The sequence below is a fragment of the Streptomyces sp. BR123 genome, from assembly GCF_013401435.1.
Lineage (GTDB): Bacteria > Actinomycetota > Actinomycetes > Streptomycetales > Streptomycetaceae > Streptomyces.
Genome location: NZ_JACBGN010000283.1, coordinates 1 through 9,228 on the forward strand (window position 1 = coordinate 1; position 9,228 = coordinate 9,228).

A 9,228-nucleotide genomic window follows, 5' to 3' on the forward strand; every position below is an offset into this window, starting at 1 on the left:
TGCCCCGGCAGGGGCCGCCCCGCCCCGCCCCGGGCCGGGCCGGGCTCGCATCGAGGGGGCCGGTCAGCGGGTCGGTCAGCGGGCCGGGCGCTGGGCGGTCAGCGGGTCGGGGGGTGCAGGCCCAGCATGCGGTCCTTCAGGGCCGGGAACTGCTCGCGGGTCTCGGCGACCTTCGCCGGGTCCAGTTCGACGGTGAGTACCTCCTCACCGGGGCCGGCCTCGGCCAGGACCTCTCCCCACGGGTCGACGGCCAGGCTGTGCCCGGCCTGCTCGACCCCCGCGTGGGTGCCGGCGAGGCTGCAGCCGAGGACGTACGACTGGTTCTCGACGGCCCGCGCCCGGTTCAGCAGGGTCCAGTGTTCGCGGCGGCGGGCGGGCCAGCCCGCGGCGACGACCATCGTGGTGGCCCCGGCGTCGACGAGCCCTCGGAAGAGTTCGGGGAAGCGCAGGTCGTAGCAGGTGGCGATGCCGAGGGTCTGCTCCGGCAGGGCCACGGTGGCGAGGGAGTCGCCGGGGGTCATCATGACGGCCTCGCCCTGGTCGAAGCCGAAGCGGTGGATCTTGCGGTAGCTGGCGGCGAGCTCGCCCGCCGGGGAGATGACGAGGGCGGTGTTGTAGAGGGAGCCGTCGCCGGCGCGTTCGACGACCGAGCCGGCGTGCAGCCAGACCCCGGCGTCGCTCGCCGCCTTGGACATGGCCTCGAAGGTGGGGCCGTCCAGCGGCTCGGCCTCGGTCTCGAACAGCTCGTAGGCGAAGGCGCCCACGGTCCACAGCTCGGGCAGGACGACGAGGTCGGAGCCGGCCTGTTCCCGTACGAGATCGGCTGCCCGGGCCCGTCGGCGGGCCACCGACTCATTGTCGGTCACCGCGATTTGGATCAGCGAGGCGCGCACAGTACCACCATCCTGGTATTCAAGCCGTCAACTCGGCCTACGATCGTCACACGAAAGCACTGCCGGGGTACGCACCGGCAGCGTAGTTTTGGAATCCGTCCACACGCTTCCCGACATGGCACCGCCGAACAGCACGCGAGGGGTCCCGTTGACCGTCCATCCGCATCCCAGCCTCCAGCCCTATGCCGACGCGTGGACACACTCCATCGAGGCGATATCCGAGCTGGTCCTCCCCCTGTCGGAGGGCGAGTGGAACCGGGCGACGCCGTGCCCGGGCTGGTCGGTGCGCGATGTGGTGTCGCACATCATCGGCATCGAGACCGAGATGCTCGGGGATCCGCGGCCCATCCACACGCTGCCCCGGGACCTGCGGCACGTGGTGGACGAGTTCACCCGGTACATGGAGGTCCAGGTTGACGTCCGCCGGCACCACACTGCGCCGGAGATGACCTCGGAGCTGGAGTACACGGTCATCCGGCGTGCGCGGCAGCTGCGCAACGAGAAGCGGGACCCGTCGACGATGGTGCGCGGGCCGCTCGGCAACCAGGTGACCCTGGAATTCGCGCTGCAGCTGCGGGCGTTCGACGTGTGGATCCACGAGCAGGACCTGCGGGCGGCACTCGGCGTGCCGGGGAACTGGGACTCGCCGGGGGCGTTCGTGGCGCAGGACATCCTGCTCGCCGGGCTGCCGAAGGTGGTCGCCAAGCTGGCGGGGGCGCCCGCGCACTCGGCGGTGGTCATCGACGTGCACGGGCCGGTGGAGTTCCTGCGGACGGTCCGGGTGGACGGTTCGGGGCGCGGGACGATCGACTCGACGCCCTCCCTTGGGCCCGCGGTGACGCTGGCGATGGACTGGGAGACGTACGTACGGCTGGCGGCGGGCCGGGTCCGGCCGCACGCGGTGGCCGACCGGGTGAAGACCGACGGTGACGCGGAGCTCGCGGCCGCGATCCTGGCGAACTTCTCCGTCACCCCGTAGGGCCGGCCGGGCTCGCATCCGGTCTTCGGGGAGGGCGCTGCCCATGCCCATGCCCATGCCATGCCCGGCTCGTTCCGGGCGAACCGGTGAACTGCAGGAACGCGTTGGGGCGGGCCTCGTGCGGGTCGCTCTGCGGGGCCGCGGTGCGGAAGGGCGGATCTCCTCGTGCTCGGGCCCGGGGCCGGGCCCGGGCCCGGCCATGCCGCGTCTCCTCGGCCTCGTGGCGAGAACCGGGGCGGGCCGTTCGTCGTCCCCGTCACGGGGGCGCGGGCGGTCCGGGGCTCGTGGCCCCCGGCCGGATGGCCGTGGACCGCCGGCGGCGGGGCGGGGGAGGACGGGGGTCTGCCCCGCCCCGCCGGCGGACCGGAACACGGCGCGCGGGCCGGCACCGGCCGGGTCTCACTCGGCGGCGGCACGGCCCGGGAGCGTCCGCACCGGGGCGGGGGAAGGGGCCGGTCGCCGCGGCGGGGGGCAGGATTCGCGTTCGCGCTCCCGGGCGAGGGTGCGGCCGCGCAGGCGCAGGATCTGGGCGACGCCGAGGAGTTCGACGGCGAAGACCGAGGAGAACGCGATCCGGTAGTCGCCGCCGGTGGCGTCGAGCAGCACGCCGACCGTCAGCAGGGTGGTCATGGAGGCGAGGAATCCGCCCATGTTGGTGATGCCGGAGGCGGTGCCCTGCCGTTCGGCCGGGTTGGCGGGCCGGGCGAAGTCGAAGCCGATCATCGAGGCGGGCCCGCAGGAGCCCAGCACCACGCACAGGGTGACGAGCAGCCACATCGGGGCCTGCTCGCCGGGGAAGGCCAGGACCGCGGCCCACAGTGCGGCCGTGGTGCCGACGGTGCCGAGGGCCAGCGGGAGCCGGGCGCTCTGCCGGCGGCCGATGATCTGGCCGTAGACCAGGCCGAAGCCCATGTGCGAGGCGACCACGAGGGTCAGCAGCCCGGCTGCGGTGGTCCGCGGCAGGCCCTGCGCCTCGACCAGGAAGGGCATGCCCCACAGCAGCAGGAACACCATCGCGGGGAACTGGGTGGTGAAGTGCACCCACAGGCCGAGGCGGGTGCCGGGCTCCCGCCAGGAGTCGCGGATCTGCCGGCGCACGAAGCCGCCGCCCGCGCCGCCGCCCGCGGCGGGCCGGGCCGGGGGCGGGGGTTCGGAGCCCTCGGGGTGGTCCCGCAGGAACAGCACCAGCGGGACGAGCACCAGCAGGCCCGCGCCCGCACTGCCCGCGAACGCGGCGGTCCAGCCGAGACCGTGCAGGACGGGGGCGAGGACCAGGGTGGAGACCAGGTTGCCGGCCATGCCGACCAGGCCGGCCAGCTGGGCCATCAGCGGCCCGCGCCGGGCCGGGAACCAGCGGGTGCCCAGCCGCAGGACGGAGATGAACGTCATCGCGTCCCCGCAGCCCAGCAGGGCGCGGGCGGCGAGCGCCGTGCCGTACGAGGGGGCCAGCGCGAAGCCGAGCTGGCCGGCGGTGAACAGGACCGCGCCGAGGGTCAGCACCCGCTTGGTGCCGAGCCGGTCCACCATCAGGCCGACGGGTATCTGCATGCCCGCGTACACGAGCAGTTGGAGCAGGGAGAACGCGGAGAGGGCGGAGGCGTTCACGTGGAAGCGGTCCGTGGCCTCCAGGCCGGCCACCCCCAGGCTGGTACGGAAGGTCACCGCGACGAAGTAGACGGCGACACCGATCGACCAGACGACCGCGGCCCGCCGCCCGCCCGGCGGCTCCTGCGGGGCGGGGGCCGCCGCCGTCGCGTCCGGCGCGGGGCCGGTCACCGGTCCGTCCCGCGGACCGGTACCTCGGCGCGGCCCACGCGGCCCGCTCGGCCCCGTACGGCGGCGGGAGCGGGGTCGGCGGCGGCGGTGGTGGCGAGGGCGGCGGCGAGGGCGAGGGCGAGGGCGAGGGCAGACGCGGGGACAGGAGCCGGGGCGGGAGCAGCCATGAACACAGGTTAGATACATGAAACGTGCAACCTGTTGTGCCGTCCGGGATGCGGACCGCCGCCCCCGGGGGCTGCATCGAAGGATGTACACCGGCTTCGTCCGGCCGCAGGACGAGACGGGCCGTACGCGCCGGGACGCTGGATGCATGGCCCACAGCACCCGCCCCGACGCTCCCGGACCCTCGGAGACCACGAGCACGACCACGACCACGACCGCGACCGCAACCGCCCCCACCGCAACAGCCGTCCCGGCCACGGGCAAGGCGACGGACGCCGCGGCAGGGGGCCGGCTCCCGCTCCTCGACGTCCTGCGCGGCGCCGCCATCCTCGGCACGCTCATGACGAACGTCTGGATCTTCACCTCGCCCGGCTCCGAGTGGAGCGTGCTCCAGGGGCGCCTGGACCTGCCCGACCCGGTCTCCGACCCGGCCCCGGGCACCATCGCCGAGTTCGTCTTCCGCTTCCTCGCCGACGGCAAGTTCCTGTCCCTGCTGACCATCCTGTTCGGGGTGGGCCTGGCCATCCAGTTCGACTCCGCCGCGCGCCGCGGACAGCCCTGGCCCGGCCGCTACCCCCGCCGTGCGGCGTTCCTCTTCCTGGAGGGGACCGTCCACTTCCTCCTGGTCTTCGCCTGGGACGTGCTCATGGGGTACGCGGTCACCGCCCTGCTGGTGGCCTGGCTGCTGGCCCGTTCCGAGCGGGTGCGGCGCGCGGCCCTGTGGACGGCCGCCACCGTGCACCTGGCCTTCGTCGGCCTGGTGACCCTCGGAAGCCTCGCCTCGCCCGACACCGCGACCGGTGCCCCGGATCCGGACGCCGTCCGCCTCTACGCCGACGGCAGCTGGCCCGACCAGATCCGCTTCCGGCTCGACCACGCCCTCATCCTGCGCATCGAGCCCGTCTTCTCCTTCGGCCTGCTGGTCTTCCTCTTCCTCCTCGGCGTACGACTCCACCGGGCCGGCGCCTTCGCCCCGACCGCCGCCGGGCGCCGCCTCCGGGCCCGGATGGCCGGCTGGGGCCTGGGCCTCGGCCTGCCGCTCGGCACCGCCGCCGCGCTCGGCGGCTCCGACTACTTCGTGCTCGGCCGCTACGTGATCGCCCCGCTGGTCGCCGTCGGCTACATCGGCCTGATCGGCTGGGCCCTGGACCGCCGCGTCCTCCCCGGCGCCGCCGCCCTCGGGAACGTCGGCCGCACCGCGCTGTCCGCCTACGTCGGCCAGAACCTGCTGTGCATGCTGCTCTGCTACGGGATCGGCCTCGGCCTCACCGCCCGCTTCGCCGGGAGCGGCCCCTGGTGGGTGATGGGCCTGTGGGCGGCCGTGTCCCTGGCCCTGGCCACCGGGTCCTGGCTGTGGCTGCGCCGCTTCGAACGCGGCCCGCTGGAAGCCGTACAGCACTGGGCGCTCACGCCCCGCCGGACGGACCGGCGGACCGCCCGGGGGTGACCTCCACCTCCAGCACGAGCTCCTCGTACGGGGCCTCCTGCGGGTAGGGCGGGCGGATCTGCGCGAAGCGGATCCTGGCCCGCCCGCCCGCGCGGGTCCCCCGCACCGTGTACACCAGCTCCACCGCGGCGCCCGGCGGCACCGCCACGGGCGGGCTGGGGGCCGCATCCACCGCGACCGCGTCCGCGTCGCCCGTGACCTGCCAGGTCCACACGTAGCCTCGGGCCCCGCGCCCGGCGAGCCGCACCTCGTACGACTCGCCCGCGCCCAGGGCCAGCCTGCGCACCTCCGGCGCCTCCACCCGCGACCGCCTCCCTCCCGCTCAGGCGGGGCCGATCACCGGCCCCTCGTGCCAGCCCGCGCCGTCCCGCCAGTAGTGCTGGAGCCGCCGGTCGGTGCGCAGGACGACGACCTCCAGGTTGAACCCGAAGCTCCCCTGCAGCATCCCGGTGACGGCGACGACGTCGTGCCCGAACACGGCGCTGCGCCGCCAGTCCGTGCCGGTCGCGTTCCCCCGCCACCAGTGCTCCACCCGCCCGCCGGCGACGGCCACGCACAGCTCGTAGTTCCCGGCGGTGTCCTCGTCGACGGCCCCGTACTGACCCTCGATCAGGCAGGGCGCGGAGGTGACCGCGCTGCCGAAGACCTCCCCGGGGCGCCAGACGAAGCCGTTCGGGTCGTCGCGCCACCACAGCTGCATCCGGCCGTCCGTACGGGTGGCGACGAGGTCGAGCCGGCGGCTGCGGGTCTGCACCAGGGCGGGCCCGAAGTGGGCGATGCCGGAGGCGAAGCGGCCGCCGTCGTTCCAGGTCCAGGGGGCGCCGTTGATCCGCCACCAGTGGCCCAGGCGGCCGTCGGCGGTGCGCACGACCACCTCGAAGTTGCCCGGCTTGCCGTAGTCGCTCTGGATGAACGCGGGCGTGGAGCCGATGGCCGCGTCGCCCGGGCCGAAGGCTCCGCCGTCGCGCCAGGTGCCGGCGGACTGCTCGTAGTACCAGTGGCGCAGCCGGCCGCCGGTGGTGACGTGCACGGACTCCATGTTGCGGTTGTAGGTGGTGCCGGTGAAGGCGGGCTGGCCGGAGGCGTCGGCGGCGAAGACGGCGGCGCGGGCCCACGGGTAGGGGGCGTCGCCCTCCCGCCACCAGTGCTGGAGGCGGCCGCCGGCGGTCGTCGCGAGCATCTCGAAGTTGCGGTGGGCGCGGCCGTTGCCGCTCTCGTAGACGTTCCCCGAGTGCAGGCGGCGCTTGGTCCACGGGTCGACGTTGGTGCCGCGCAGACCGCACTTGGCCCAGTGGTCGATGCGGACCTCGCCGTAGGCGATCCGGCCGTGGCCGCCCGCGTGGTAGCCGGTGCCCCAGGAGTTCTTGAACAGCCAGCAGCCGGCGGCGTCGTCGTAGCCGGTGATCAGCACGCAGTGGCCGCCCGCGAAGCGGTCGCCGGTGCGGTGGTAGACGCCGGAGCCGAGGCCGAAGAAGTCGTCGTACACGTCGAAGCAGGCGGTGAGCGGGCCGACGGTGTCGAGCCAGACCTTCTGCTGCTCCACGTCGCCGAGGCGGACGTAGTCCCCGATCCGGACGGTGCGGCCGGACCGGTCCCAGCTGGGCGTGTACTCGGCGCGCCAGGCGTCGCGGCGGTCGGCGGGCACGGACGGCGGGGGTGGGGAGTACGGCCAGCAGTCCGGGTCGGCGAGCCCGCCGTTGGCCCGGATCCAGTCGAGGGCGGTCTCCGGGTTGGAGCCCTGGCCGCAGGTGAAGCGCAGCCCGTCGTGCACGTCGCCCTCGGAGCGCTCCGCCCAGACGCCGTGCTCGATCCGGGCCATCGACTCCACCAGGCCGGCGGCGCCGAACGCCCAGCAGGAACCGCACGGGTTCTGGTCCTTGACCTTGGTGATCCAGGGCCGGCCCCAGCGGCTGCGCCAGTCGACGGCGGTGGGCCGGGCGGTGACGGACGGGCCGGCGACGGCGGCCGGCGTGCCGGGCAGCAGGCCGTGCGCCGCGCGGCGGCGGGTGAGGTGCGGGTTGGCGCTCGGGCGGCCGAGGAGGGCGCGCAGGTCGACGGTCCCGGCCTCCGCGGCGGGGGTCAGGTTGGCCCCGGGCTCCAAGCCGAGCGCGGGCCGCGGCACGGCCTCGTCGTCTGCCAGGTGCTCCATCACCGACCAGCGCGCCCCGTGCTCCGCGAGCTGCGCGCGCAGCTCCCCCGCCGTCTGTACGGACTCGACTGACTGCTCCGGCATGGTGGCCCCCCAGCTGCACCGTGTGGATCGCGACCGCGGGAGCGTCCACCTGGCACGGCGGGGCGTCAAGGGGGTCCGGCCGGTCGCGCGGTCGCACGGGGGTCGTACCCGGCGTACGGGGTGCCGGCCCCGTGACCCCCGTCCCTGCCCGCACTCCTTGGTCAGGCCGGGGTGGAGGAGCGCTGGGGCCGCCCGTCGGCGGCGTGCCCGGCGGACGGCCCGGCGGACGGCCCGGCGGTACGGGACCGGCGGCGCGGGGAGAGCCCGTACCCGGCCAGGGCGATGGCCGCCGCGAACACCGCGCAGGCCGCCTCGAAGGCGAAGGCGTACCCGCCGGTGGCCGCGTGCGGATCGCCCGCTGCGAGCAGCGTGGCCGTACGGGCGTCGGCGGCGGACGTGATCAGGGCGAGGCTGACGGGCGGGCCTGCCAGGATCGCGGTGTTGACCACCGCCCCGGCGAGGGCGGCCCGCCCCTCCGGGACACCGGCGACCGCGCCCACGACGGCCGCGGACATGAGCAAGCCGTTCCCCGCCGACAGGACGACCAGGCCGGCCAGTACGGGCACCGCCGAGTCCGTGCGCAGCCCGACGGTGCCGATGAGGAACAGCCCGCAGGCGATGACGGCGAGTCCGGCGACGGCGACCGCGCGCGCCCCGTGGCGGGCGACGATCCGCCCGGCGACGAGGCCGACGCCGATCAGCACGGCGCTGTACGGGACGAAGGCGAGGGCGTTCTCCAGTGCCGACCAGCCGCGCACCTGCTGGACGTAGAGGGCCAGGAGGAAGGCCGTGGCCGCGCCGATCGCGGGGCCGAGCAGCGCGCACACCAGGGCGGTGGCCCGGTACCGGGAGGCGAGGAAGCCGAGCGGCAGCAGCGGCGCGGCCACCCGCCGCTGGACGGCGGCGAAGGCGCCGAGCAGGACGGCGCCGAGGGCCAGCGGGCCGAGGACGGCGGCGGTCCAGCCGTGCGGGCCGGCCATCACGAAGCCGTAGCCGAGGGTGGTGAGGGCGAGGGTGCCGAGGACCGCGCCCAGCAGGTCGACGGGGACGCGGACGGGCGCGGGCCCGGCCGGCAGGGCGCGGCGGGCGGAGGCCAGGGCGGCGAGGGCCACGACGGCGAGGACCCCGAAGCTCCACCGCCAGCTCGCCCAGGTCGACAGCGCCCCGCTGAGCACGATGCCGACGGCGGCGCCGAGGCTGGTCAGCAGCCCCCAGCGGGCGAGGGCGACGGCCCGCGCCCGGCCCTCGGGGAAGACGGCCCGCAGCAGGGCCATGGCCGCCGGGGCCGCGAGGGCCGCACCGCAGCCCTGGAGGAAGCGGGCGGCGAGCACGGCGTGGGAGACGGGGGCGAGGGCGGCGGCCAGTGAGGCCGCGGCGAAGAGGGCGGTGCCCCGGGAGAAGAGGCGGCGCGGGCCGACCCGGTCGGCGAGGCGGCCGCCGAGGAGCAGGAGCCCGCTGAAGGAGATCCCGTACGCGGCGCTGTCGAGGATGAGGTCGACGCGGCCGAGGCCGAGTTCGCGCTGCATGGCCGGACCGGCGGCGAAGGTCACCGACACCGAGGCGTTGAGCAGCAGTTGCACGGTCCCGAGGAGGGCGAAGGCGGCCCGGGCGTTCCGCGGTTCGGCCGAGGTCTCCGGGGAAACGTCCATGCGGGGAGTCTGGCAGCCGCCGGGAGCGGGCCTCGGAAGGTGCCCGCCAGTCCGTCAGGTCCCAGGCGGCGGGGGCGGGGCAGGAG

8 protein-coding genes are annotated in these 9,228 nt (G+C 75.5%); 2 read left to right on the forward strand and 6 right to left on the reverse strand.

Annotated elements, in window-relative coordinates:
* Positions 1-98: 98 nt before the first annotated feature.
* Positions 99-893 (reverse strand): carbon-nitrogen family hydrolase, encoded by a 795-nt coding sequence (locus HYE82_RS29755; RefSeq protein WP_179177290.1) that lies wholly within the window; start codon positions 891-893, stop codon positions 99-101.
* Between the two features lie 148 nt (positions 894-1,041).
* Between HYE82_RS29755 and HYE82_RS29760 the strand changes: the two genes are divergently transcribed.
* Positions 1,042-1,872, forward strand: coding sequence for a maleylpyruvate isomerase family mycothiol-dependent enzyme (locus HYE82_RS29760; protein WP_218783219.1), 831 nt, complete (start codon positions 1,042-1,044; stop codon positions 1,870-1,872).
* A 399-nt stretch (positions 1,873-2,271) separates the two neighbouring features.
* Here the strand turns inward: HYE82_RS29760 and HYE82_RS29765 are convergent, their stop codons facing one another.
* Both HYE82_RS29765 and HYE82_RS29770 read right to left on the reverse strand, forming a co-directional pair.
* Entirely contained in the window at positions 2,272-3,648 is a 1,377-nt protein-coding gene (locus HYE82_RS29765; protein WP_179177292.1) for a nitrate/nitrite transporter, read from the reverse strand.
* Positions 3,645-3,815, reverse strand: coding sequence for a hypothetical protein (locus HYE82_RS29770; protein WP_179177293.1), 171 nt, complete (start codon positions 3,813-3,815; stop codon positions 3,645-3,647). The genes HYE82_RS29765 and HYE82_RS29770 overlap by 4 nt, the downstream gene beginning before the upstream one ends.
* 146 nt (positions 3,816-3,961) lie before the next feature.
* On the opposite strand from HYE82_RS29770, the gene HYE82_RS29775 reads away from it, so the two are divergent.
* Positions 3,962-5,260 carry a DUF418 domain-containing protein gene (locus HYE82_RS29775; RefSeq protein ID WP_179177294.1) on the forward strand — a complete coding sequence of 433 codons (1,299 nt, stop codon included), beginning with the start codon at positions 3,962-3,964 and terminating at the stop codon, positions 5,258-5,260.
* On the opposite strand, the gene HYE82_RS29780 is transcribed toward HYE82_RS29775, so the two are convergent.
* From HYE82_RS29780 to HYE82_RS29790, 3 genes are all read right to left on the reverse strand, one after another.
* Positions 5,220-5,561: a hypothetical protein gene (locus HYE82_RS29780; protein WP_179177295.1), complete on the reverse strand. Its 342-nt coding sequence runs from the start codon at positions 5,559-5,561 to the stop codon at positions 5,220-5,222. The genes HYE82_RS29775 and HYE82_RS29780 overlap by 41 nt on opposite strands.
* A 21-nt stretch (positions 5,562-5,582) precedes the next feature.
* Positions 5,583-7,493, reverse strand: a complete 1,911-nt coding sequence (locus HYE82_RS29785) for a C1 family peptidase (RefSeq protein ID WP_179177296.1) — start codon at positions 7,491-7,493, stop codon at positions 5,583-5,585.
* Between the two features lie 161 nt (positions 7,494-7,654).
* Complete coding sequence (locus HYE82_RS29790; RefSeq protein WP_179177297.1) at positions 7,655-9,142, reverse strand: MFS transporter; 1,488 nt, start codon at positions 9,140-9,142, stop codon at positions 7,655-7,657.
* Positions 9,143-9,228 lie beyond the last annotated feature (86 nt).